Source organism: Mesorhizobium sp. M0678 (assembly GCF_040320505.1).
Lineage (GTDB): Bacteria > Pseudomonadota > Alphaproteobacteria > Rhizobiales > Rhizobiaceae > Mesorhizobium.
Genome location: NZ_JAMYPT010000004.1, coordinates 25,544 through 50,601, shown reverse-complemented (window position 1 = coordinate 50,601; position 25,058 = coordinate 25,544). Strand labels below are relative to the sequence as shown.

General features: G+C 62.0%; 21 protein-coding genes. 18 read left to right on the top strand and 3 right to left on the bottom strand.

The window, feature by feature from the left end; translation table 11 throughout:
- The first annotated feature begins 39 nt into the window (after positions 1-39).
- The 5 genes from NKI29_RS09180 to nadE all read left to right on the top strand — a co-directional run bounded on the left by NKI29_RS09180 (position 40) and on the right by nadE (position 5,991).
- Positions 40-1,011 carry an NAD-dependent epimerase/dehydratase family protein gene (locus tag NKI29_RS09180; RefSeq protein ID WP_352692181.1) on the top strand — a complete coding sequence of 324 codons (972 nt, stop codon included), beginning with the start codon at positions 40-42 and terminating at the stop codon, positions 1,009-1,011.
- A gap of 185 nt (positions 1,012-1,196) precedes the next feature.
- Positions 1,197-3,134: an asparagine synthase (glutamine-hydrolyzing) gene (asnB, locus tag NKI29_RS09175; RefSeq protein WP_352724080.1), complete on the top strand. Its 1,938-nt coding sequence runs from the start codon at positions 1,197-1,199 to the stop codon at positions 3,132-3,134.
- Between the two features lie 19 nt (positions 3,135-3,153).
- Positions 3,154-3,417 carry an acyl carrier protein gene (locus NKI29_RS09170; protein WP_352724307.1) on the top strand — a complete coding sequence of 88 codons (264 nt, stop codon included), beginning with the start codon at positions 3,154-3,156 and terminating at the stop codon, positions 3,415-3,417.
- 22 nt (positions 3,418-3,439) lie between these two features.
- Positions 3,440-4,987 (top strand): class I adenylate-forming enzyme family protein, encoded by a 1,548-nt coding sequence (locus NKI29_RS09165; protein ID WP_352796018.1) that lies wholly within the window; start codon positions 3,440-3,442, stop codon positions 4,985-4,987.
- Positions 4,984-5,991: an NAD(+) synthase gene (gene nadE / locus NKI29_RS09160; protein ID WP_352635311.1), complete on the top strand. Its 1,008-nt coding sequence runs from the start codon at positions 4,984-4,986 to the stop codon at positions 5,989-5,991. The genes NKI29_RS09165 and nadE overlap by 4 nt, the downstream gene beginning before the upstream one ends.
- 242 nt (positions 5,992-6,233) lie before the next feature.
- Here the strand turns inward: nadE and NKI29_RS09155 are convergent, their stop codons facing one another.
- Together NKI29_RS09155 and NKI29_RS09150 are read right to left on the bottom strand one after the other, a co-directional pair.
- Positions 6,234-7,991: an adenylate/guanylate cyclase domain-containing protein gene (locus NKI29_RS09155; RefSeq protein WP_352796016.1), complete on the bottom strand. Its 1,758-nt coding sequence runs from the start codon at positions 7,989-7,991 to the stop codon at positions 6,234-6,236.
- A 303-nt stretch (positions 7,992-8,294) separates the two neighbouring features.
- Positions 8,295-9,410: a hypothetical protein gene (locus tag NKI29_RS09150; RefSeq protein ID WP_352635307.1), complete on the bottom strand. Its 1,116-nt coding sequence runs from the start codon at positions 9,408-9,410 to the stop codon at positions 8,295-8,297.
- A 522-nt stretch (positions 9,411-9,932) separates the two neighbouring features.
- Here NKI29_RS09150 and NKI29_RS09145 point away from each other — a divergent pair.
- The 13 genes from NKI29_RS09145 (at position 9,933) to NKI29_RS09085 (ending at position 23,911) form a co-directional block, all read left to right on the top strand.
- Entirely contained in the window at positions 9,933-11,060 is a 1,128-nt protein-coding gene (locus NKI29_RS09145; protein WP_352635305.1) for a transporter substrate-binding protein, read from the top strand.
- Positions 11,057-11,659 carry an ANTAR domain-containing response regulator gene (locus NKI29_RS09140; protein WP_352455770.1) on the top strand — a complete coding sequence of 201 codons (603 nt, stop codon included), beginning with the start codon at positions 11,057-11,059 and terminating at the stop codon, positions 11,657-11,659. Before NKI29_RS09145 ends, NKI29_RS09140 begins: the two co-directional genes overlap by 4 nt.
- 19 nt (positions 11,660-11,678) lie before the next feature.
- Positions 11,679-12,545 carry an ABC transporter permease gene (locus NKI29_RS09135; RefSeq protein WP_352796235.1) on the top strand — a complete coding sequence of 289 codons (867 nt, stop codon included), beginning with the start codon at positions 11,679-11,681 and terminating at the stop codon, positions 12,543-12,545.
- The gene (locus NKI29_RS09130) at positions 12,542-13,462 is read left to right on the top strand and encodes an ABC transporter permease (RefSeq protein ID WP_352635303.1); all 921 of its coding nucleotides are present in this window, start codon (positions 12,542-12,544) and stop codon (positions 13,460-13,462) included. The genes NKI29_RS09135 and NKI29_RS09130 overlap by 4 nt, the downstream gene beginning before the upstream one ends.
- Positions 13,463-13,494: 32 nt before the next feature.
- Positions 13,495-15,138: an ABC transporter substrate-binding protein gene (locus NKI29_RS09125; protein ID WP_352796014.1), complete on the top strand. Its 1,644-nt coding sequence runs from the start codon at positions 13,495-13,497 to the stop codon at positions 15,136-15,138.
- Positions 15,128-16,072: an acetamidase/formamidase family protein gene (locus tag NKI29_RS09120; protein ID WP_352635299.1), complete on the top strand. Its 945-nt coding sequence runs from the start codon at positions 15,128-15,130 to the stop codon at positions 16,070-16,072. The genes NKI29_RS09125 and NKI29_RS09120 overlap by 11 nt, the downstream gene beginning before the upstream one ends.
- Entirely contained in the window at positions 16,069-17,865 is a 1,797-nt protein-coding gene (locus NKI29_RS09115; protein ID WP_352796012.1) for an ABC transporter ATP-binding protein, read from the top strand. Before NKI29_RS09120 ends, NKI29_RS09115 begins: the two co-directional genes overlap by 4 nt.
- Before the next feature lie 204 nt (positions 17,866-18,069).
- Positions 18,070-18,954: a dihydrodipicolinate synthase family protein gene (locus NKI29_RS09110; RefSeq protein ID WP_352796011.1), complete on the top strand. Its 885-nt coding sequence runs from the start codon at positions 18,070-18,072 to the stop codon at positions 18,952-18,954.
- Positions 18,955-18,993: 39 nt separating this feature from the next.
- Complete coding sequence (locus NKI29_RS09105) at positions 18,994-19,653, top strand: GntR family transcriptional regulator (protein ID WP_023674176.1); 660 nt, start codon at positions 18,994-18,996, stop codon at positions 19,651-19,653.
- Between the two features lie 61 nt (positions 19,654-19,714).
- Positions 19,715-21,052, top strand: coding sequence for an extracellular solute-binding protein (locus NKI29_RS09100; RefSeq protein WP_352796010.1), 1,338 nt, complete (start codon positions 19,715-19,717; stop codon positions 21,050-21,052).
- 35 nt (positions 21,053-21,087) lie between these two features.
- Entirely contained in the window at positions 21,088-21,990 is a 903-nt protein-coding gene (locus NKI29_RS09095; RefSeq protein ID WP_245274609.1) for a carbohydrate ABC transporter permease, read from the top strand.
- Positions 21,991-22,812, top strand: a complete 822-nt coding sequence (locus NKI29_RS09090; RefSeq protein ID WP_352796009.1) for a carbohydrate ABC transporter permease — start codon at positions 21,991-21,993, stop codon at positions 22,810-22,812.
- Positions 22,813-22,852: 40 nt separating this feature from the next.
- Positions 22,853-23,911 (top strand): ABC transporter ATP-binding protein, encoded by a 1,059-nt coding sequence (locus NKI29_RS09085; RefSeq protein WP_352571378.1) that lies wholly within the window; start codon positions 22,853-22,855, stop codon positions 23,909-23,911.
- Positions 23,912-23,941: 30 nt separating this feature from the next.
- Here the strand turns inward: NKI29_RS09085 and NKI29_RS09080 are convergent, their stop codons facing one another.
- Entirely contained in the window at positions 23,942-25,015 is a 1,074-nt protein-coding gene (locus NKI29_RS09080) for a Gfo/Idh/MocA family protein (RefSeq protein ID WP_502894405.1), read from the bottom strand.
- Positions 25,016-25,058 lie beyond the last annotated feature (43 nt).

The window sequence follows — 25,058 nt, the reverse complement described above, 5'->3', positions numbered from 1 at the left end:
CTCCAGATACCGGCCCGGCTATGCGCGTGGAGAAGCTTGTTGCCTATACTTGTCACCGGAGCCGCGGGGTTCATTGGCAGCCACGTTTGCCACCATCTGCTCGACCGGGGAGAAGCGGTCGTCGGCGTCGACAACATGAACGACTATTACGACCTGGCGCTCAAAAAGGGGCGGCTTGCCCGCCTTCTGCCCCACAAGGATTTTTCATTCCACCAGATCGATATTGCCGAACAGGGCACGCTTGCAGCCGCTTTGGCCGGGCAAGGCATCGTTAGGATCGTGCACCTTGCAGCGCAGGCAGGCGTGCGCCACTCACTCGACAATCCGCGGCTCTATATCCGCTCCAATGTCATGGGCCACCTCGAAGTGCTCGAATTCTGTCGCGCCGAACCGGCATTCGAGCATCTGGTCTATGCCTCGTCGAGCTCGGTGTATGGCGGCAACCGCAGCGTGCCGTTCAGCGAAGCCGATCAGGTCGACAAGCCCGTTTCGCTTTACGCTGCCACCAAGAAAACCGATGAGTTGATGAGCCACACCTACGCCCATCTGTTCGGCATACCGCAGACCGGCCTGCGGTTTTTCACGGTCTACGGTCCCTGGGGCCGTCCCGACATGGCCTATTGGATGTTCACCCAGGCGATGCTCGAGGGCAAGCCGATCCGGGTCTTCAACAATGGCGAAATGTGGCGCGATTTCACCTACATAGACGATGTTGTGAAGGCGGTTGTCGCCGTGCTCGACAAGTCGCCGGCGGCTGACGTTCCGCCGAACAGGCTCTACAATGTCGGCAACAACCGGCCGGTGCGCCTGGGCGACTTCATCGACATTCTGGAAAGGCTGCTCGAGGTCAAGGCAATCCGCCACAACGAGCCGATGCAGTCGAGCGACGTCGAGAAGACTTACGCCGACATGACCGCGCTGGAGCGGGATTTCGGCTTCAGGCCTAGCGTTTCGATAAAGGACGGGCTGAAGAAGTTTGTTGACTGGTACCGGCCGTACTCGAAGCAGTGATTTGCATCGCTCGCCGTGACGCCTTCAAGCGTGACACCTGGAGTGGGGCGCAAGTCGGTCCGCAAAAGCATCATTTTGTCCTAACATCCTGTTAACCACATGCTCGCTGAAAAGTATCCGATTAACCTTTGAGGCGCTTATGACCGCTATGTTTCGTGGCTTGCTGTTCAGTATGAGCTGTGTGGATGTGCGGATTCGGGGGCTATTTCGGTTCAGTCCGGGATGCGGAAGCTTTGCTTGCGCGCATGACGTCTGCGATCGCCCATCGCGGGCCGGATGAACAAGGGAAATTCGTAGCGCCCGAGGCTGGACTTGGGCATGCGCGGCTGTCGGTGATTGGAATTGGTGATGGCCAGCAGCCGATGTCCGACGAAACCGGCAATTTGACGATTGCGTTCAACGGCGAGATCTTCAACTACGTGGAATTGCGCGAAGGGCTGCTGGCCAAGGGCCGACGCTTCCGCACATCGAGCGATACCGAAGTTCTCCTGCAGCTGTATGACGAGATGGGCGAAGACTGCCTGTCGCTCCTGAACGGTGATTTCGCCTTCGCGATTTGGGATAACCGCCGGCGGCGGATGGTGCTTGCAAGAGACCGCATGGGTGTTCGGCCGCTGTTCTACACCAGCAAGGGGGGGGTGCTCTACTTTGCGTCGGAGATAAAGGCCCTGCTGAAGGTACCCGGCGTCTCGGCCGAAATCGATCCGATTGCACTCGACCAGATCTTTACGCTGTGGGCGCCGATCGCTCCACGCACGGCTTTCCGCAACATCCACGAGCTGGAGCCGGCAAGCGTGATGATCGCGACACAGGGGCAAGTCACGGTCAAACCATATTGGCACCTAGACTACCCGTATCCGGATACGCCATCGAAGATCACCAATGAGGACGACGCGGCCGAGGAACTGCAGGCCCTGTTGACCGACGCGGTGAGGCTTCGCATGCGCGCCGACGTGCCGGTCGGTTCTTACCTTTCGGGCGGGCTCGATTCATCCCTCGTTTCGGCACTCGCGGCCGGCATGACCCCTCTTAAGCTGCAGACATTTTCCGTGACGTTCGACAGCGCCGAGCATGACGAAAGCGCCTTCCAGACCGAAATGGCGTCGGCACTTGGCACGCAGCATCGAACCATTGCGTGTCGTGCCGGCGATATCGCCGGTGTGTTTCCCGAAGTCATCCGCTTTACCGAGCGGCCGATCATCCGCACGGCCCCGGCTCCCCTCTATCAATTGTCCGGCCTCGTTCGCCAGGCCGGTTTGAAAGTGGTGCTGACAGGCGAAGGCGCCGACGAGGTCTTTGCCGGTTATGATGTCTTCAAAGAAGCGCGGGTTCGCCGTTTCTGCGCGCGACAGCCGGCATCGCGCATCAGGCCACAACTGTTCCGCAAGCTTTATCCCTATCTGCCGGGCCTGCAACAGCAGTCCGTGGAGTACCTGGCTGCGTTCTTCGGAACCGGCAGCGCTGCCCTGGACGATCCGCTGTTCTCGCATCGGCCGCGTTTCAAGACCACATCAGCGGCGAAGATGTTCTTTTCCGGTGACCTGCGCGCGACATTGAAGGGGTATGACGCAGCCGAGGACCTGGCCAGCCGGTTGCCTGAGGCATTTTCCCGGTGGCATCCGCTGCATCAGGCGCAATATCTCGAAACCCGCTTTCTCCTGCCGGGCTACATCCTCTCTAGCCAGGGCGATCGCATGGCCATGGCGCACGGTATCGAAGGGCGTTTCCCCTTCCTTGACCATCGCTTGGTGGAGTTTGCGGCCAGACTTCCGCCGGAGATGAAGCTGAAGGGACTGGTGGAAAAACACATATTGCGCAAAGCTGCCAAGCACCTGCTTCCGACGGCCATCCGCGAGCGCACCAAACAGCCTTACCGGGCACCGGAAGCCCGCTCCTTCGTTGGAGCGGGAGAACTGGACTACGTACGCGACTCACTGAGCGAAGCGAGCATCGCCGCCGGCGGACTATTCAACGCCAAGGCGGTGGCGAACCTGCACGAGAAATGCCGCTTGCAGCCAGCGTCCGGATTCCGCGACAATGCGGCTTTCGTCGGCATTTTGTCGACGCAACTGTGGCAGAAGATTTTCACCGGCGAAAAGGTCGGTGCAGCACGAGCGGCCTGAGAAATCGAGGGAATGAAAAATCATGATAGCAGTCAAGGACAAGGTCAAAACCTTTATCGTCGACAACTTCCTGTTCGGGGACACGTCCTACGAGCTTGCAGACTCCGTATCACTGATCGAGAACGGCATCATCGACTCGACGGCCGTGTTGGAGCTCGTGGCATTCATAGAGGATGATTTCGGCATAGCGATGGTCGATGCCGACATCGTACCGGCCAATCTGGATTCGATTGACCGCATCTCAGCCTTCATCAAGGCAAAGGCAGAAGCGCTGGCAGCGTAGGCGCCATCGGCGAGGAGCGTCCGTGCGGATCGAACATTTTCTGACGGCGAAGGCCGCTGCCCATCCAGCCAAAACGGCATTGATCACCGAGCACAAAAGGCTGTGCTATGAAGAGCTGGACGATCTTTCGAGCCGTCTGGCCGCCGCCCTTTTCATGAATGGCGTCAGTCGCGACGACCGGGTCCTTATCTTCATGGACAATTGCTGGGAGGCTGCGGTTTCGATTTTCGCAGTTCTTAAAGCAGGCGCGACTTTCAGTCCGATCAACGCATCCACCAAGGCCGAAAAGCTGGCCTACATCATCGCCGATTGCGACGCAGCTGCGATCCTCACGCAAGCAAAACTGATGCCCGTGGTCGCCGAGGCGTGCGGATCGTCCGGCAAGACCGGCATCTTCGTGGCCTCCACCGTTGGTGCCGATAACCAATGCCCGGCAGGGGCCACATCCCTGGCGGATTGCTTGACGCTCCAAGCCAGGGAGATTGACCACCGCGGCGTTGACGTCGATCTTGCGATGTTGATCTACACCTCGGGCTCGACCGGCCGGCCCAAGGGCGTGATGATGACGCACCGCAATTGCGACGCGGCGGCGGGCTCCATCATCACTTATCTGCGCAACTCCCCAGACGACATCATCTTGAATGTTCTGCCCCTCGCTTTCGACTACGGCCTCTATCAGTTGCTGATGGCTGTCAGGCTCGGCGCCACGCTCGTGCTCGAGAAGTCCTTCGCTTTTCCCCAGGCGGTCTTTGAACGCATCCGCCAGGAAGGCGTCACCGGGCTTCCGCTCGTGCCCACGATGGCAGCGATGATCCTGCAGATGAGGGACCTGGCGCCGGGCTTCCTGCCCAGCCTTCGCTATATTTCCAACACGGCGGCTGCCTTGCCGCCGCCTCACATAGAACGCCTTCGGTTCCTTTTCCCCGGTGTCAGGCTCTATTCGATGTATGGCCTGACGGAATGCAAGCGCTGCACCTATCTGCCGCCCGAGGAGCTAGACCGCCGGCCGGGGTCGGTCGGAATAGCCATTCCGAACACCGAAGCCTTTGTCGTCGACGACGAGGGGCAACGGGTGCCGCCGGGCGTAGCAGGTGAGCTGGTCATTCGCGGGCCGCACGTCATGCAGGGTTATTGGCGAAACGAAGCTGCGACGACACGAGCCTTGCGCCCGGGTCCGAACCCTTGGGAGAAGGTCCTCTACACCGGCGATCTGTTCAGGGCCGATGAGGAAGGCTTTCTTTATTTCGTCGGCCGCAAGGACGACATCATAAAGACACGGGGAGAGAAGGTGGCGCCCAAGGAAGTGGAAGCCGTGCTTCACGCTCATCCGGGCATCGCGGAAGCGGTTGTCTTCGGCGTGCCGGATCCTGTGCTTGGGCATGCGATCGGCGCATTTGTCGTACGGTCCGACCCAGCGCTTGGCGAAAAAGATGTCGTTCGTCACTGTGCACGTCATCTTGAGGACTTCATGGTGCCCAAGATCGTCGAGTTCCGCCGCGAGCTGCCGAAGACCGATACCGGCAAGGTCAGCCGTCGGCTTGCGGCAGAAACCATGGAGGCCGCGCAATGAATGTTCGCCCGATCGAGGATGCGCGGACCTTTCTGGCGCAGGCTCTGGCAATCGACCTGATCACCGAAACGGACCGTATCGTAACGGCCTTGCGCCAGCAGTTGCGCGGGCTTCGCAAGCGGGGCCTTGTGCTCGGTCTTTCGGGCGGGATCGATTCGAGCGTGTCGGTCGCGTTGGCCGCACGTGCCGTCGGTCCGCGGAATGTGCTTTGCCTGTTCATGCCGGAAAGCGATTCTGATCCCGAAAGCCTGCGGCTCGGCCGCCTCGTCGCCGAAACTTTTGGTGTCGAGGCTGTGACGGAGGATATCGGGCCGGCCTTGCGCGCGATGGGCTGCTACCAGCGCCGCGACGCCTTCATCCGCGAATTGGTCCCGGAATACGGCGAAGGCTGGGCCTCGAAGATCGTGATCGCGAACGCGCTCGAGGGCCAAGGCTATAATATCTCGTCGCTGGTGGTGCAGGATCCCGAAGGCAAGCAGACGAAACTGAGAATGCCGTTGCCTGTCTATCTCGGCGTCGTCGCCGCTACCAATATGAAGCAGCGCACCCGCAAGCAGATCGAATACTATCATGCTGATCGTCTGAACTTCGCCGTTCTTGGAACACCGAACCGGCTGGAATATGATCAGGGATTCTTCGTGAAGAACGGTGACGGTGCCGCGGACGTCAAGCCGATCGCCCACCTCTATAAAACGCAGGTCTATGCGCTGGCGCCCCATCTCGGCGTTCCGGAGGAAATCCGGAACCGGCCGCCGACCACCGATACCTATTCGCTGGCGCAGACACAGGAGGAGTTCTACTTCTCGCTTCCATATGACCGTATGGATATTTGCCTTTACGGTCTCAACAATGGCATGGCGGCCGAAGTGGTGGGGCAGGCGGCCGGGTTGGCCGCCTCACAAGTGGAACGCGTCTGGGCCGATATCATCGCCAAGCGCAAGGCGACGCGTTATCTGCACATGCGTCCGCAACTCGTCGAGGAAGTCGAAGAACTCGGTACCTGACCTGCTTCGAGACCGCCACGTCCCAGGCCGCCGCCATGCCCGAGATGGGCGGGAAGTTGCCGTTCGTCTCATCTGCCAGACGAGCACGTTGCGCCAGGAGCGGAAGCTTAGCAGGGGTCACGCCAGCGCCCAGTTAGCGCTACGAAGCAGACCTTCAGCCTGTGCAGGAAGCGGGGCCCGGCTTACCAAGTGGCATATCCAGGAAGCGCGTCCCCCTCCTCAGCTAGGCACCGTTTTCGGCTCTACGCTATACCTGCGCGACGAGCCCCTTCCTTAATCGCAGCGAGGGCCAGAGGATTGGTGACGGGATAGGTTCGGATGAAGTTCTCGACGGTGAACCTTGGAAACTCGACGGCAATCCGCCTGGCGATCGACTGCGCCTGCGCCGGCTCTTCGAGCAGCGCGTGACACAGGGCACGGAACATCAGAGTGACGGGAATATCCGGCGGACTTTGGCACAGCGACGACAGACTGTCGGCATAGCGACCGGCGACGAACCGCGCCCGGGCGAGCTGCGCGTAGTACCAACTCGGAGCCTGCGGATTGAGGCGAAGCGCCCGTTCGGCAAGAGCACAGCCTTCTTCCGGATTTCCACACACGAGAGCTCGGCTTGAGGCAAGCATCGACAGCACATCGGCGTCATTGGGTGCCAGGGCCAGCGCCCGGTCGTATTCCTCTGCGGCCCCGCTGATATCGCCGTCAATGGCGCGGAGAGCGCCCATGTAAAGGCGCGTCATCGGATCGGTAGGGTCGAGCGCCAGAGCCTTTTCCACGCATTCTCGCCAGCGCTCGACCGAAGCGGCTGAATCTGGCGTGAAGGCATTGAAGGCATCGACCGCATGTGCCAATCCCAACGTCATCCAGGCCCGCGCGAAGCCGGGGTCGAGTTCCACGGCGCGGGACAGCATGCGTATGGCTTCTGCTCTCGCATCGGTCGTGAATCTGTCGTGCAGTTCCACCCCGAGTAGATAGCAGTCGTAAGCACCCAGGCTCGACGGAGGCTTCCGCCGAGCCACCTCACGCCCGAGATTGGCGAGCTTGCCGAAAGTGCCTGCCAGGGCATTGATGACGTTCTGTGTGATGCTGTCCTGCATGAGAAAAAAATCATCGGTCGACTCGTCGAACCGCGCCGACCAAAGGTTGGCTCCGGTCCGGGTGTCGACCAGCTGCACCGCGACGCGGACACGCTGTCCGATCGCCTGGAGGGTGCCTTCCAGCAGGTAATCGGCGTTCAGTTCCCGTCCAACCGAGCGTGTGTCGCTCGCCCGTCCCCGATAGGACTGCATGGTCTGGCGCGAAATGACCGCAAGGTCGGGATAGCGCGCTAGGTCGCCGATCATGTCGGCCGACAGGCCGTCTGCCAGCCGCGTCCAGCCGTCGTCGGCGCTCAGGTTTTCGAACGGCAAAACCGCAATTACCGGCGGCTTACTGTCGTCGCCGGAAGAAAGGCCTGGTTTGGCATCGACGATCTTGCCCGCAGTAGCGGGGTCGATCAAGACACGGTACACGCGAACCGGTTCGGCGATACTTTTCATTTTCTGCACGCCGAGTGAGGCAAAGCCGATCGGCACCTTTCCCCTCACATGGTCGCAGGCGGTGGCGGAAATCGCGATTCCTCCAGGTTCCGCCAGCCCTTGCAGCCGATCGGCGATGTTCACCGCATCGCCGTGGATGTCGTCACCCTCAACGATAACATCGCCCAGATTGATGCCGATGCGGAAATCAAGCCGCCGTTCTGGCTGTGTGAGAACGTTCACCTCCGCCTTCTCTTGCTGGATTTCGACCGCGCAGCGTAGGGCGTCGACCACACTGTGGAACTCGACCAGCATCCCATCTCCCATGGTTTTCACCAGTCGACCATGGTGCGCAGCGATCCTTGGCTCGAATACTTCGTTCAGGTCGGTTCGGAAAAGCGCACGCGTACCCTCGTCGTCGATCTGGCTCAAGCGGCCATAGCCGACGACATCGGCAATCAGGACGGCTGCGAGATGACGTTCCATCCCCCAATCCTACGCGGATTGTTACCCGCTTTCCAAGCTTACAGCAGGTCGCAGGTTGATGCCATTGCCGCCGCCCTTGAAAGACAGCTTTTCGGGTCTGTGTACCTTGCTGCATGAGAGCCCGAATGTCGGACAAGGGTCAGATCGCGTCATGCGACGCTCCCAACTGGATGACGGCAAAGGGTCGAACTCGGTCGTTCAGAGTGATTGGGTTTTGACCCAAGCATTTTGCAGCCAAGTGGAAACGCGCCTAAAATAAATAGATAGAGCGGGATGCTCGGTTCAACTTGAAAGCATCCCGCCTCAGCTGAAACGGCTGCCGATCAGCCGGCTCCACTGCTCGCCCGCAAGCCCATTCAGGAAGACTTGCGAGTTCTTCATCGCGTCCAAAAGCTCTGGATCACGTGAATGTACCACCGTTGAGGCAACGGTCAGGAAAGCAATGCGTCGTCCAAGCATCGCCTCCAGAAGTGCAGGTTGAATACGTCCGCGCAGGCCGCTGACGCCGCGCGCGGCGGCGTGATCGATCAGGCAGTCAATCACCGGGCCCGCCTGGCCGGGGAGGGCGAAGATCTGCAGCACGCGACCAATTTCATACTTTCGTGCGTAATAGGCGAAAGCGCCGACATTGGTGCCGACTGGCGACGTCACACAAACGTAGACAAGCTCGCCCAGATCCGGCTTTTGTGCCGCATCGGTCAGGATGTGGTCGAGTTGGCCTTTCGTCCATTCCGGGCGCAGGGCGAATTGAGCGGTAAACGGTTCGATGAGCCTGGCAAATGCGTGGCTGTCGATTTCGGATGTACGAAATGCTCCGTGGCCTGCCCCGTCCACCGCCACACCCGACCAACGTCGTTCGCTGGATGTCATCCTTCTGCAGTAAAATCGGTCGACTGTACGCGCCAGCGGATTGAGCATTCGCGCAAGCGCCATGCGATTGGCGGAAAGGCTGAGCATGAAGGCCGCGGGGCGCATCACGCGGACCCAGTCAAGGCTGTATTGCGGCAGGACCACGCCGCGCAGCCGGGTCCACAATTTCACGGAAATATCGTTGGCCGTCTCGCTGAAGGAGATGTCCTGCGGACCATCCAGGTAAGCTTTCAGCAAGCGGGCGCCGGCCAGCGGGTCGTGCTCATGGTCCTCGACCATGAGCGAGCTACAGATGGCCGCGCGTAGTTGTCGGCCGTTGAACGTCATCGGCAGGACGTGGACGCCGACAAATCCGGAGACGCGACCGGCGTCGTTGACATGGACAAGCGACCGGAGGTTGTCTGCGCAACCGGGCGCATCCAGATAAAACCGTTTCATGTATTCCACGAGAGAGGCCGGCGCTTCGGTCCTCTCCTTCAACAGCACGCGCTGAAACATGTTCGCAACTGCCGGGAGGTCGGCGCCTTGCAAGGCGCGAATGACGCTCAAGCCCGGCTCCCGCCACCAAAGTCCCATCCACCGAGCTTCCGGGCCAAGGCGACGCGAGGCACGAGAACATCGGGCGCGCGTTCCAACTCGACGCCCATGAAGCCGTGCAACCTCGGCCAGTTGCGATCGCCCCGGTGACAGAACGGAGTGCTGAATTGCTGCGGCAAGGTGGAACCCTTTGCTTGACCGACGAAAAACCGGCGTCACTGCTGCTAGCAGATTCAGGTAAACCGATATTAAAGTCGTTGCTTTGAATGGTAGCGAACCGGGTTTGTCCGGCCCCATACCTGGACATCAGCAATTTTGGTTCCTGGCGGACTCTACACGACCAGCGGCATGAGTTGCGTGCTCCGCGCCGAACCGGTTCGGCTGGCCAAAGTTTCGCGTGGCGGCTCTTGACTGGGAGCGCGGGCGTAATACGGTGAGGACAAATACCGGCTCTGACCGCCGGGCGGCAAGAATGCCTCGTATGCTCTCGCCTGGCGGCGGTGGCTGCGGGGCATTGTCATTTTGAGGCATTGCTTGAAACGGCATATCGAGATCGGCATTCTCTATTCGCGGTCCGGCAACTACCGGCTGGTGTCCGAATCCTGCCGTGCGGGTGCGATGAACGCCATCGCCGACGTCAACGCCGCTCCCGCTATCCCATTCGAATTCATCCCGATCGAGCGCGACCCGCAGGGCAACATCGATCGGTATGCAAGCGGCTGCGCGGACATTCTCGCCAACAGCGGCGCGCGTCACATCATTGGCTGCATCACCTCATGGAGCCGCAAGGAGGTCATTCCAATCCTGGAGAGGGCAGGCGGCACGCTGTGGTACGCCTGCCCGTACGAGGGCTTCGAAGCCAACGAGCATGTCGTCTACACGCACGCCTGCCCCAATCAGCATCTCGTACCGCTGCTTGCCTATGTCGTGCCTCGTTTCGGCGCCGACGGCTTCCTGCTCGGTTCCAACTACATCTGGGGTTGGGAGACCAACCGCGTGGCGCGCGACCTGATTGCGGACGCTGGCGGCAAGGTGCTGGGCGAACGCTATCTGCCGCTCGGCGAGGTCGATGTTGCGCGGCTGATCGCGGAGATACAGGCGACGAGACCTGATTTCATTCTGAACAATCTCATCGGCCCTTCTTCTTATGCCTTCATCGCTGCCTATGCGGAGCTTGGCCGGCGCGACCCGCATTTCAGGCCGGAGCGTTGCCCGATCCTGTCCTGCAATCTCACGGAATGCGAATTGCCGGCGCTCAATGGGGCAGGCGATGGCCACCTTTCCGTTGGGCCCTATTTTCACGACATCTCGGGGGCGGATCGCGGTGCGGCTCCAGTGCCTTCCGTCATGCCGGCCTCATCCTTCGAGGCGGCGGCTTATGCCTCGGTGCGCATGCTCGCCGAGATCCTCACCCGCAACCCCGGTGCACAATGGACGGACCTTCCCAAGGTCTTTACCGAAACTTCATTTCGATCGCCACTGGGCGACATCGCCATCGACCCGCAAACCCAGCATGCTACCTTGCCGGTGCTAATCGGACGTATCGATGGAACATCGTTCAAAACGGTCACGCTGACGAAGGGCGTGGCACCCGATCCCTACCTTTCCCGCTATGACCGGACGGAGACGTTCGGGCGGCCACGCCTGCGGGTGGTGTCGTGAGCAAGATGGCGCGTATCCCGAACCTTGGAGGCGCCAGGGCTTTTGTCCTGCATCGTCCACATCCGACCGTGCAGGCGATCACAAGGCAATTGTCGGCCATCGGCCTTGAGGCGATTGGCTTCTGGCCGGAACTGCCGGCCGAAGCCTTGGCGGCGGACTTCGTCTTCTTCGACGTCGATCTCGGCTTTGACGAGCAATTTCCGTGGAAGCCGGGCGAGGCACCGATGCCGCTGATAGCACTGATCGGCTCCGAGGCGCCGGGGCGCGTCGAATGGGCATTGTCGCACAAGGCCGATGCGCAGTTGCTGAAACCGGTGGGCAATGCCGGCGTCTATAGCGCGCTTTTGATTGCGAGGCAGAGTTTCGAGGCGCGCAAGCTTCTGGCCAGCGAGATTGCCTCGCTTCGTCAGCGGGTCGCGGAGCGCCAGACCATCGTACGCGCGGTGGAGGTCTTGTCGAAGGGCGCCGAGGACGGCCGTGCCTATGCGCAGCTCCGCTCGCTGGCGATGAGCTGGCAAATCAGTGTCGAGGAAGCCGCGCGCAGGATCGTGGCGATGACACAAGAAGAAGGCGACGATGACCAATCCGATCGCGCCTGAGCTTTCGGCCGCCGGGCGTATGCCAGCCAAGCCTCGCGCCGGCGTCTGGCGACGTCTGCTAAAACGGCCTCTCGCTTTGCTCGGCCTCGGGATTATTGCCGTTGTCTTGGCCGGCGCCATTCTTGCACCGTGGCTGACAGGCTACGATCCAAACGAGCAGATGTTCGACGGGCTCACGCTTGAAGGCGCGCCACTGCCGCCGGGGGCCCAATTCTGGCTGGGCACCGACCTGCTTGGCCGCGACCTGCTGACCCGTCTCCTTTTCGGCGCGCGCACGTCGCTGATCATCGGCATCGTCGCCAATGGCGTGGCACTTCTGATCGGCACGTTGGTCGGCATCACGGCCGGCTATTTCCGCGGCTGGATCGGCAGCGCGCTTATGCGTTTCACCGATTTGATGATGGCTTTCCCGGCGCTGCTGCTCGCCATCTGCCTGGCGGCGGTGCTCCAGCCGAGCCTATGGATCTTCGCCATGGTGATCGCATTGGTGAACTGGGTGCAGACCGCCCGCGTCATCTACACCGAGACAAGTTCGCTCTCCGAGCGCGAGTTCATCGATGCCGAGCGCACCATCGGCGCAAGCGCCCCGCGCATCCTGTTTCGTCATATCCTGCCGCACCTTTTGCCGACGATCATCGTCTGGGGCACGCTCGGCATCTCGACGACGGTGCTTCTTGAAGCGACGCTCAGCTATCTCGGCATCGGCGTGCAACCGCCGACTGCTTCCTGGGGCAACATCATCTTCGAAAACCAAACCTATTTCCAGGCAGCGCCCTGGCTGGTTTTCTTTCCGGGTGCGGCGATCCTGGCGCTGGCGCTAGCCTTTAACCTGGTCGGCGATGCGCTGCGCGACATCCTCGATCCGACGCAAAGGGGGCGGGCATGATCGCCTATCTCGGCCGCCGCGTTGTCCAGTCCGTGCTCATCTTGCTCGGCGTCTCCCTGATCACCTTTGCGTTGCTCTATCTGCTGCCCGCCGATCCCGTCCGCCAGATCGCCGGCCGCAGCGCCACGCCCGAGACGGTCGAGAACATCCGCCGGCAGCTCGGCCTCGATCAGCCCTTCGTCGTCCAGTATTGGCACTATCTGATCAGTCTGCTCAGCGGCGATCTGGGGCGCTCCTACATCCAGCGCTCGGAGGTCACGGAGCTTATCGTCTCGCGGCTCCCGGCAAGCCTGCTGCTGATGCTCGGCGCAATTGCCTGCGAAGTCGTGATCGGGCTGACGATGGGCCTCATCGCCGCCGTCAAGCGTGGCACCGCCACCGACCAGTCGCTGATGGTCGCCTCCTTCGTCGGCGTCTCGGCGCCGCAATTCGTCGTCGGCCTGCTGCTGCTTTATGTGTTCGCGGTGCGGCTCGGCTGGTTCCCGATCGGCGGTTACGGCACCTGGCGTCATCTGGTGCTGCCATCGCTGACCATGGGAATTCTCGGTGCCGGCTGGTACGCCCGCATGATGCGCTCGTCGATGATCGACGTGCTGCGCCAGGATTACGTGCGTACCGCGCGTGCCAAGGGTCTTGCACGCAGCGCCATTATCTTCCGGCACGCGCTGCCCAACGCCATCCTGCCGGTCATCGCCATGATCGGCATCGACATCGGCATCTTCATGGGCGGCATCGTGGTTGTCGAAAGCGTGTTCGGCTGGCCAGGCATCGGCCAGCTAGCCTGGCAGGCCATTCAGCGCATCGATATTCCGATCATCATGGGGGTCACCCTGGTTTCGGCCTTTGCCATCGTGCTCGGCAATCTCCTGGCCGACACTGTCGCACCGTTCATCGATCCACGCATCAAGCTCAGATGAAAACCAAGAAAACCAGAGAAAGGGAACATGACATGAGAAAATATCTGATATCGACCGTGGCGGCATCGGCGCTTGCGCTGGTGCTTGGCATGACAAGCGTACGTGCCGAAGACGCCGTCGATCCGAATGCCAAGCAGGGCGGCGCGATCACCATCACCTACAAGGACGACGTCGCCACGCTCGATCCGGCCATCGGCTATGACTGGCAGAACTGGTCGATGATCAAGAGCCTGTTCGACGGGCTGATGGACTACGAGCCGGGCACCACCAACCTGCGGCCCGACCTTGCCGAGAGCTACGAGATTGCGCCCGACGGCAAGACCTTCACCTTCAAGCTGCGCCACGGCGTGAAGTTCCACAATGGCCGCGAGATGACCGCCGACGACGTGAAATATTCGCTCGACCGGGTCACCAATCCAAAGACACAGAGCCCGGGTGCCGGCTTCTTCGGCTCGATCAAAGGCTATGACAACGTCGCTGCCGGCAAGGCGGAAAGCCTGGCGGGCATAACCGTCGTCGATCCCTACACGATCAAATTCGAGCTGACCCGGCCCGACGCCACCTTCCTGCATGTCATGGCGATCAACTTCTCGCATGTCGTGCCGAAGGAAGAAGTCGAAAAATACGGCGCGGACTTCGGCAAACATCCGGTCGGAACCGGCGTCTTCAAGCTCGCCGAATGGACGCTCGGCCAGCGCGTGGTCTTCGAGCGCAACCCGGATTACTGGCACAAGGGTCTGCCGCATCTCGACAAGATCACCTTTGAGATTGGCCAGGAGCCGATCGTGGCGCTGCTGCGGCTCCAGAAAGGCGAGATCGACGTTCCCGGCGACGGCATTCCGCCGGCGAAATTCCAGGAGGTGATGGCCGATCCCGAGCAGAAGGCCCGTGTCGTCGAGGGCGGCCAGTTGCACACCGGCTATATCACCATGAATACCACCATGGCGCCCTTCGACAACGTGAAGGTGCGGCAGGCGGTCAACATGGCGATCAACAAGGACCGCATCGTCCAGCTGATCAACAACCGTGCGGTGCCGGCCAATCAGCCGTTGCCGCCGTCGATGCCCGGCTATGACAAGGCATTCAAGGGCTATCCCTATGACGTGGCCAAGGCCAAGGCCTTGCTTGCCGAGGCCGGGCATCCCGACGGATTTGACACGCAGCTGTTTGCCATGAACACCGATCCCAACCCGCGCATCGCGCAGGCCATTCAGCAGGATCTGGCGGCGGTCGGCATCAAGGCCAGCATCCAGTCGCTCGCGCAGGCCAACGTCATCGCCGCCGGCGGTGACAAGGCCGGTGCGCCGATGATCTGGTCCGGCGGCATGGCCTGGATCGCCGACTTCCCCGATCCGTCGAACTTCTACGGCCCGATCCTCGGCTGCGCTGGTGCCGTCCCGGGCGGCTGGAACTGGTCGTGGTATTGCAACAAGGAGCTCGACGCCAAGGCGGCCGAAGCCGACTCCATCGTCGACCCGGCCAAGGCTGGCGAACGCGCCAAGATGTGGAGCGAGATCTACGGCAAGATCATGGAAGACGCGCCTTGGGCACCGGTCTTCAACGAGCAGCGTTTCACCATGAAATCAACCCGCATGGGTGGTGCCGACAACCTCTATGTCGACCCGGTCCACATCCCGATCAACTACGACAATGTGTATGTGACCGATGTGCAATAACTGCGACTACACCATCCACGGGCGCCACCATCATTTCGGCTGGGACAATTCCTTTGTCCCGGCCGAACGGGTGGCGCCAGGGTCGACGATCGAGTTCCAGTGCCTGGACTCGTCCGGCGGGCAGCTGACGATGGAGAGCACCGTCGACGACGTTGCTTTGCTCGACTTTGCCAAGGTGAACCCGGTCACTGGGCCAATCTATGTCGACGGGGCAGAACCGGGCGATGCCCTGAAAATCACCATCGAGGCGTTCAAGCCGTCCGGCTTCGGTTGGACGGCGAACATCCCGGGATTCGGTCTGTTGGCGGATGACTTCACCCAACCGGCACTGAATATCTGGAAGTACGACGCCGCCTCGCTCGAACCGGCGCTGTTCGGCAAGAGCGGCCGGGTGCCGCTCAAGCCCTTCGCCGGCACCATCGGCAATGCCCCGGCTGAGCCGGGTCTGCATTCGGTGGTCCCGCCGCGGCGCGTGGGCGGCAATCTGGACATCCGCGATCTCGCCGCCGGCACCGTGCTTTACCTTCCCGTAGAGGTCGCGGGAGCGTTGTTCTCGGTCGGCGACACGCACGCCGCGCAGGGTGACGGCGAGGTCTGCGGCACGGCGATCGAGAGCCCCATGAACGCCGTGCTGACGCTCGATCTGGTCAAGGATGCCCGGCTGCGGACGCCGCGTTTCACAACACCCGGTCCGGTGTCGCGGCATCTCGACGCCAAGGGCTACGAGGTGACAACCGGTATCGGGCCGGATCTGATGGACGGCGCCAAGAGCGCCGTTTCCCAGATGATCGACCTGCTCTCCGGCCGCTACGGCATGGATCCGGTAGATGCCTATATGCTCGTCTCGGTTTGCGGTGACCTGCGCATCAGCGAGATCGTCGACATGCCCAACTGGGTGGTTTCGTTCTACTTCCCCCGCTGCGTCTTTGAATGAAGGTGGAGGACATCAAACGATCCAGGCAGGCCGCCGCGGAGAGTGGCTCTGTCAGGCCGGTACTCAGCGTCTCAGGCCTGAGCGTCGCCGTGCGCGGCGAGGAGGGCGAGCGCGACGTCGTCTCCGACCTGACATTCGGACAGATGCGCGGCGAAACGCTTTGCATCGCCGGCGAGTCCGGTTCCGGCAAGTCGATGACGGCGTTAGCCATTATGGGCTTGCTGCCACAGCCGGCGGCACGCATCGGATCAGGCTCCATCCGGCTCGGCGATCAGGATCTCGCGGCTCTCAGCGAGAGCGGCATGCGCCGCATCCGCGGCGACCGTATTGCCATGATCTTTCAGGAACCGATGACATCGCTCAATCCGGTGCTGTCCATCGGCCGTCAGCTCACGGAGGCGATCGAGGCACACACCTCGATGTCGCGCTCCAACTCGCGGCTGAGGGCGCTCGAGGCGCTGAAGGCAGTCCGAATTCCGGATGCCGAACGGCGGCTCGAGCACTATCCTCACGAACTCTCAGGCGGCATGCGCCAGCGCGTGATGATTGCCATGGCTCTGGCCCTGAACCCGGACGTGCTGATCGCCGATGAGCCGACGACCGCCCTCGATGTCACGGTTCAGGGTGAGGTGCTGGAACTGCTGCGCGACCTGCAGCGCGAGCACGGCACCAGTGTTATCCTGATCACGCACGACATGGGCGTCGTCGCCGAGATGGCGGACCGCGTCATCATCATGCGCGACGGCCGGATGGTCGAGCAGGGCAGCGCGGCTGACATCTTCAATCGCCCGCAGGCCGACTACACACGCGAACTTCTGGCCGCCGTGCCGCGTATCGGCGGCGGACGGACGGCCGAAGACCGACAAGATGCCGCCAACATGCCGGCCGAGCTTGTATCTGTCAGCGATCTTCACGTCCGCTTCGACCTGCACGGCGACTTCTTCGGCCGCGTTGACCGCAGGGTGCACGCGGTTGAAGGCGTGAGTTTCTCGATCGCGCCGCACGAAACCCTGTCGCTGGTCGGCGAATCGGGCTGCGGCAAGTCGACGACGGCCAAGGCGATCGCCGGGCTGGTGCCCTTCACCGGCAGCATTTCAATCGGCGGCCACGACCTGTCGGCGCTCAGCCGCAAGGAGCGCAAGGCTGTCCGCCGCAATGTGCAGATGATCTTTCAGGATCCCTTCGCGTCCCTCGACCCGCGCATGCGGGTCGGCGATCTCGTCGCCGAGCCTCTGCTGATCCACGGCCTCGGCGACAGAGAGCAACGGCATGCCCAGATCGCCGCCCTGTTCGAACGCGTCGGCCTCTCGGCTGACCAGATGGAGCGCTATCCCCACGAATTCTCCGGCGGGCAGCGCCAGCGAATCTGCATTGCGCGGGCGCTGGCGCTGCGACCAAAGCTGATCATTGCCGACGAGAGCGTCTCTGCTCTCGACGTGTCGGTGCAGGCGCGTGTGTTAAGATTGCTGAAGGAGCTGCAGCGCGAATTCGGCGTCGCATATCTCTTCATCTCGCACGACATGGCGGTGGTCGAGAACATCTCCGATCGCGTGGCGGTAATGTATCTGGGGCAGATCGTCGAGATGGGCACCCGCGACCAGATCTTCTCCAACCCGCGCCATCCCTACACAAAGCGGCTGATCGAAGCCGTTCCGGTTCCCGATCCAGGCCGGCGCCGCGCCAGGTTCGCCCGTTTGGACAGCGAAATTCCAAGCGCTGTGCGGCGCATCGGTGACGAGCCCCGGAAACTCAAGCTCGAAGATGTTGGCGACGGCCACCTCGTAGCCACTTGATCGAGCTTAGGCTGCCTCGTCCAGCCAATCCCGCAGAGGCTCGGGGACAGCTGCATATGTGATGTTCGAGCGGCGGAAAATGATCGGGGATGGCGCTGCCGCGGCAGCGCCGTTCGGCGATGCCGAGTTGACAAGATCACCCGTTTACATCTGACATGTTAGCGTGCTAACGCTACGTCCACATTGATTACAACGGAGATCGCATTGGCTTCCCGCTTTGGTCTTTCGGTTGCCCTGACCACACCCTTCGACCCGTCGGGGCAGATAGCGCTCGCGCCGATGATCGCGCATGCCCGAGCCTGCCTTGGCGCCGGCTGCAGCAGTGCGACGCTGTTCGGCACCACCGGCGAAGGAGCCTCGGTCGGCACCGACGAGCGGCGGATCGTCACCGAAGCCATGCTGGCGGCCGGTATTCCGGCACATCAGCTCGTTGCCGGCGTGCTGGTCGATGCAGCCGAAGATGCCGCCGATCAGGCTCGGCACGCTTTGCAGCGCGGCGTTCGCAACATTCTGCTCGCTCCGCCGAGCTACTTCAAGAATGTCGGCGAGGACGGGCTGTTCGGATGGTTTTCCGCCGTCTTCGCCGCACTCGGTCCGCTGGCGCGCGACGTGCTGCTCTATAACATCCCCTCAGTCACCATGGTGCCGCTCCCGCTTAGGCTGATTAGCCGGCTGCGCGCCGCTTTTCCCGCTGTGGTGGCCGGGGTGAAGGATTCCGGCGGGGACTGGAGCTACAGTGAGGCGCTGCTTGAGGCGCACGGCGATCTGGTGATCCTCATCGGCGACGAACGGCATCTGGCAAGAAGCGTGCGCCGCGGCGGACAGGGCGCGATTTCCGGCATGGCTAATTTTGTTACCGGCGAAATCCGGGCAATGGTCGAAAACGGGGGCGACGACCCACGCGTCGAAGACTTCGTGCTCGAATTGCTCAAATACCCGGTCACGCCGGCGGTGAAGGTCATGGTCGCGCGCAAGACCGGCGACGAGCGCTGGCTGGCGGTCCGCCCGCCCCTAGAGGCGATCGATCCACAGGGACAGCGGCAGCTTGCCGCTGCCTACGACAGGCTGTTTGCGACAGAGGCGGCCTGACCGACAAGGCCGGGCCGACCGACAAGGAAGCGAGCTGAAGTGGAAGACGGCAGCGAACCGATCACTCTCCGGGAGAAGGCCTATGCCAGCTTCACGCGGCATTTGCTGGCCCGCGATCTGCGGCCGGGGCAGTTCGTGTCACAGCGCGAACTGGTCGCTTTCACCGGGCTGCCGCTGGGTGCCATTCGCGAGATCGTCCCGCGTCTCGAGGCCGAGGGACTGCTGACCACCATCCCGCAGCGCGGCATGCAGATTGCGCATATCGATATCAATCTGATCCGCGAGGCGTTTCAGTTTCGGTTGTTCATGGAACGCGAGGCAGTGGCGCTATTCACGACCAGCGCTTCTGATGCCGAACTTGCCCGCATGCGGCGAGAACATGAAGAGATGCTGGCTCAAGCTCTCGGGCAGGCGCCGACGCCGGAAATGGAAGCCAAGGCCCAGAACATCGACTGGGCGATGCACGACACCTTCATCAATGCGCTCGGCAACGAGATTATCGCCAAGGCCTATCTGGTCAACTCGGTGAAAATCCGGCTGATCCACCAGGAGCGTTTCCGCATCGACGGTCGTGTGGTGCCGGTGATGCGCGAACATTTGGCGGTCATCGAAGCCATGGAGAGCCGCAATCCGCAAAAAGCGGTTGAAGCGATCAGTCTGCATATCGACAATGCGCGCCGGCTGGCGCTCCAGATCTGAGGAAATATAGCCGCGCCGCGGTTCGCGGCGCATCCACAACGACAGCAACCGGGAGGAAGAAATGTCGTCCAATCTGTTCAACCCAACCAGGAGGCAACTCCTTGCCGGAACCGCGGCGCTAACCGCTGCCGGCCTTGTGGGGCTTCGCCCCGGCTTTGCCGCAGGCGTTGACTGGAAACGCTTTGCCGGGACGACGCTTGACGTCAATCTGGTGAAAAGCCCACGCAGCGACACCATCCTGAAATATCTCGCCGAGTTCGAGGAACTGACCGGCATCAAGGTCAATGCCGAGGCAACGCCCGAGCAGCAGCAGCGCCAGAAGACGGTGATCGAGTTGAGCTCGGGCAAGCCGAGCTTCGACGTCGTGCATCTGAGCTACCACGTGCAGAAGCGCCAGTTCGAGAAGGGTGGCTGGCTGGCCGACATCGCCGGCTATCTCGCCGATCCGTCGCTCACCGACCCGGCGCTCGTCGAAAGCGACTTCGCCGAAGCCGGCATGCTGTTTGCCAAGGACGGCCAGGGCGTGCTGCGCTCGCTACCGTTCTCGGTGGACTACTGGATCCTGTATTGGAACAAGGAGCTGTTCGAGGCCAAGGGCCTCAAATACCCAGAGACCTTCGAGCAACTGGTGGCAGCCGCCGAAGCGCTGACCGACCCCTCGACCAATACATACGGCTTCGTCGCCCGCGGGCTCAAGAACGCAAACACGCCGGTGTGGACGTCGCTGATGCTCGGCTACGACATGACGCCGCTAGATGACAACGGCAAGCTGCGCACCGAGGCTCCCGAGGCGATCGAGGCTGCCGCGCTCTATCAAAGATTGATGACCAAGTCCGCCCCTCCGGGCGTTACCGGGTTCAACTGGGCCGAAGCACAGTCGGCCTTCCTGCAGGGCAAGATCGGCATGTGGCTCGACGGCGTGGGTTTTGCCCCGCCGATGGAAAATCCGGAAAAATCGAGGGTGGTCGGCAAGGTCGGTTACGGCGTGATGCCCAAGGGTCCCAAGACGCATGCCTCGGGCACCTTCGGCGACGGGATTGGCGTTACCGCCGCCAGCGAGAAGAAGGAGGCTGCCTATCTGTTCTGCCAGTGGGCGGTATCGCCAACCATGGGTGCACGGCTGTTGCAGGCCGGCGCCGGCGTTCCGTTCCGCAAATCCGTGCTGGAGGATCCCAAGGTGCGCGAAGGCGTCACCATGCCGGCAAGCTGGCTTGATGCCGTGGTCGGCTCGGGCAATATCAGTCGGCTGGCACTGCCGGTCATCATCCCGGTCACGGAATTCCGCGACATTTATGGTGTGGCGTTGACCAACATGATTGCCGGCGCCGATCCAGCCGCGGAGCTGAAGAAGGCCACCGAACAGTTCCAGCCGGTTCTCGATAGGAGCGAGCAGGGCTGATGTCGGCCACCACCCCAGAACAGACCGGGGTGACGATGCCGGTTATCGACGGGAGCCAGACGATCCGGCTGGCTCCCAACTACTGGCCTTTCGTTGTCCCCGCACTCGTCGTCGTCGGCGCCGTCATCGTTTTCCCCTGGGCTTTCACCCTGTGGATGAGCGTCAATCGCTGGACGCTCGGCCAGTCGCGGAGCTTTGCCGGGATGGAAAACTATCTCCGCCTGGCCAGCGACCCACGTTTCTGGGAATCCCTTGTTCATACGTTGACCTACACCTTCCTCTCGGTTGCAGCGCCGATGCTGCTGGGCACTCTGGCCGCCCTGATCTTCGATGCCAGGTTTCCGCTGCGCGGCTTGCTGCGCGGCGTCTTCGTCATGCCGATGATGGCGACACCCGTTGCCGTCGCACTGGTTTGGACAATGATGTTCCATCCTCAGCTTGGCGTGCTCAACTACCTGCTGTCGCTGGTCGGCATCCCGGCTCAGGAATGGATATTCAACGCCAACACGGTCATCCCGTCGCTGGTTGCGGTCGAGACCTGGCAGTGGACGCCGCTGGTCATGCTGATCGTGCTTGGCGGGCTGGCCTCGGTGCCGCGCGAGCCCTTCGAAAGCGCCGAGATCGACGGCGCCAATGCCTGGCAGCAATTCCGCTATCTCACTCTGCCGATGATCGCGCCGTTCCTGATGATCGCGGTCATCATCCGCACCATCGATGCGCTGAAGAGCTTCGACATCATCTACGCGATGACCCAGGGCGGGCCGGGAACGGCGTCGGAGACCATCAACATCTATCTCTACAACACCGCCTTCTCCTACTACGATATCGGCTACGGCTCGGCCATGGCCGTGGTGTTCTTCATTGTCATCGTGGCCCTGTCGTTTGTCCTGCTGATGCTGCGCCAACGCTCGCAGTGGATCGATACGGAGGGCAAATAGATGAGTTCACGGCTGCTCAACCAGATCGGTCTGTTTTTCGCTGCCCTGGTTTTCGTCTCGCCGGCGATCCTGTTCTTCCTCTGGATGATCTCGCTGTCGCTGAAATTCGAGATCGACAACGGTGCCTATCCGCCGATCCTGATCCCCGAACGCTTCGCCTGGTCGAACTATGTAAAGGTGTTCGAGGAGAACAATTTCCTGCTCTATCTCTGGAATTCGGTTCTGGTGACCGGCACGGCGACCTTCCTGGCGCTGCTGATCGGCGTACCGGCCGGCTATGGCATCGCACGGCTCAAGGCTGAACGATCGGCGGTCGTCATCATGATCGCCCGCATGACGCCTGGGCTATCCTATCTCATCCCGCTGTTTCTGCTGTTCCAATGGATCGGGATACTCGGCACGCTGTGGCCGCAGATCATCATCCATCTGGTGGTGACGGTGCCGATCGTGGTGTGGGTGATGATCGGCTATTTCGAGACCACGCCGATGGAACTGGAAGAGGCGGCCAACATCGACGGCGCCAGCTCCTGGCAGGTTTTCCGGCTGGTTGCCCTGCCCATCGCCAAGCCGGGCATCGTCGTCGCCTTCATCCTGTCCGTGATCTTCTCGTGGAACAATTTCGTCTTCGGCGTGGTGCTCGCCAGCCGTGAGACGCGCACACTGCCGGTCGCCGTCTACAACATGCTGTCCTACGAGCAGGTGAGCTGGGGGCCGCTCGCCGCGGCGGCGCTGGTGGTGACGTTGCCGGTGCTGATCCTGACCATGTTCGCGCAAAGGCAGATCGTGGCGGGGCTGACCGCCGGCGCCGTCAAGGGCGGTTGAGCGCGCGCCCGGACATCACTCTTTTTTCAGGAAAGATCCAATGGCATCGGTAACGATCAACAACGTGCAGAAGGCCTTCGGGGCCACCAAGATCATTCACGACGTCAGCGTCGACATCGCCGACGGCGAATTCGTCATCCTGGTCGGCCCGTCGGGATGCGGAAAATCGACGCTGCTGCGCATGATTGCGGGCCTTGAAACGATCTCCGGCGGAAAGATCGCCATCGGCGAACGTATGGTCAACAATCTGCGCGCGCGGGACCGGAACATCGCCATGGTGTTCCAGAATTATGCGCTCTATCCGCATATGACTGTTGCCGACAATATGGGCTTTGCCCTCAAGATCAAGAGAGCCGATCCGGCCGACACCGCTGGCCGGGTCCGGAAGGCAGCCGGCATTCTTGGCCTGGAAAAGTTGCTTGACCGCTATCCGCGCCAGCTTTCTGGCGGCCAGCGCCAGCGCGTCGCCATGGGCCGCGCGATCGTACGCGACCCACAGGTCTTCCTGTTCGACGAGCCGCTCTCCAACCTCGATGCCAAATTGCGCGTCCAGATGCGCGGCGAGATCAAGGCCCTGCACCAGCGGCTGGGTACCACGACGATCTATGTCACGCACGACCAGATCGAGGCCATGACCATGGCCGACAAGATCGTCGTGCTGCATGACGGCCTGGTCGAGCAGATCGGCGCGCCGCTGGACCTCTACGACCATCCGGCCAACCTCTTCGTTGCCGGTTTCATCGGCTCGCCCGCCATGAACTTCATTGCCGGCCGCATCGAGGAGGGCGTGTTCCGCAGCGCCGGCGGGTTGATCCTGCCGTTGCCGGAAGGCGCCCAGCCGGCGGATGCCGCGGGACGCGAACTCGTCTACGGCATTCGCCCGGAACATATCCGGGCAACCGGGCAGGGCGTGCCGGGCACGATCACGCTTCTCGAGGCGACCGGCTCCGAAATCTTCGCCAGGGTCGACTGCTCCGGTGAAGAAATCTCCTGCCTCTTCCGAGAAAGGCTTGCGCTCAAGCAAGGCGAAGGGGTGCGGATCGAAATCGACCGCGCATGTGCGCATCTGTTCGACGCAGCAACCGGTCGGCGCATCTGACCCGATGGTTTGGTGAATGCGTGGTCGGCCTTAGGTCGGCAAGGCGAATTCACCGGCGAGTTCGATGGCGCGGCCTTCGCAGGCCGATCTCTGGGCGGCGAGACCCATGACGACGGCCCACCAGCCGTCTTGTAAGGTCACTTCAACCTTGCTCTGTCCGCGCACCGCAGCGGTGAAGCGGGCGTGCTCGAAATAGGTCGAACCGTTATGGTCGCCTGCCTCGAGCAGCCGGGGGTCGACGGGAATCTCCAGCAGTCGTGGTCCAGGCGGATTGCGCGGACTAACGATCAACTGGGGCACTGGCGCAGGGCCAAGGTGGGTCGGCCAGAAACGGCCTGGTCCGGGCACCAGACACTCGATCTTTCCGTCGCCGCCGACAGCGCAGAGTTCCTCCTGGTAGCGGCTGCCCTCAGCAAACATGCAGAGTTCCAGCATGGCGCGCGCGCCGCTCGCGAAATCAACCAGCACATAGCCATGGTCAAGGATGTCCGGCCTCTCACCGCCATAGCGTTCGTCGAGATGGTTTACGGCCTGTCCAGCGCTCGCCATCACGCGGACGGGGTCGGATCCGAGGATCAGCCGCATCAGGTCGAAGAAGTGGCAGCACTTCTCGACGAACGTGCCGCCGGTGTTGCGGTTGAAGCGGTTCCAGTCGCCGACCTTGGCCAGAAACGGGAAGCGGTGCTCGCGGATCGTCAGCATGCGGATGCCGCCGGCGGCGTGGCGCGCCTGCTCGACGAATACGGCGACGGGGGGCATATAGCGATATTCCATAGCCACCCAGACGAGCGGAAGCCGAGCTTTCAACGCCGCGATCCGCCCCTCGTCGGCGCCCTCGGTGAAGAGCGGCTTTTCCACCAGTACCGGCAGTGGTCGAAGTGCGGCGATCTGCTCCATCTGACCGAGGTGCTGGTGGTTGGGGCTGGCAATCAAGACGCAGTCCACCTCATCCATGGCCAGCAGTTCGGCGATCGATGCCGCCGATCGCGCGCCCGACGCCGTCGCCAGCGACGCCGCCAACATGCCGGGGTCCGGCTCGACGATCGCGGCCACATGCGCGTCGGGCAACAGAGCGATATTGCGGATATGCTCGCGGCCCATCATGCCGCAGCCGATGATGCCGTAGCCGATCGATGATCTGGTCACG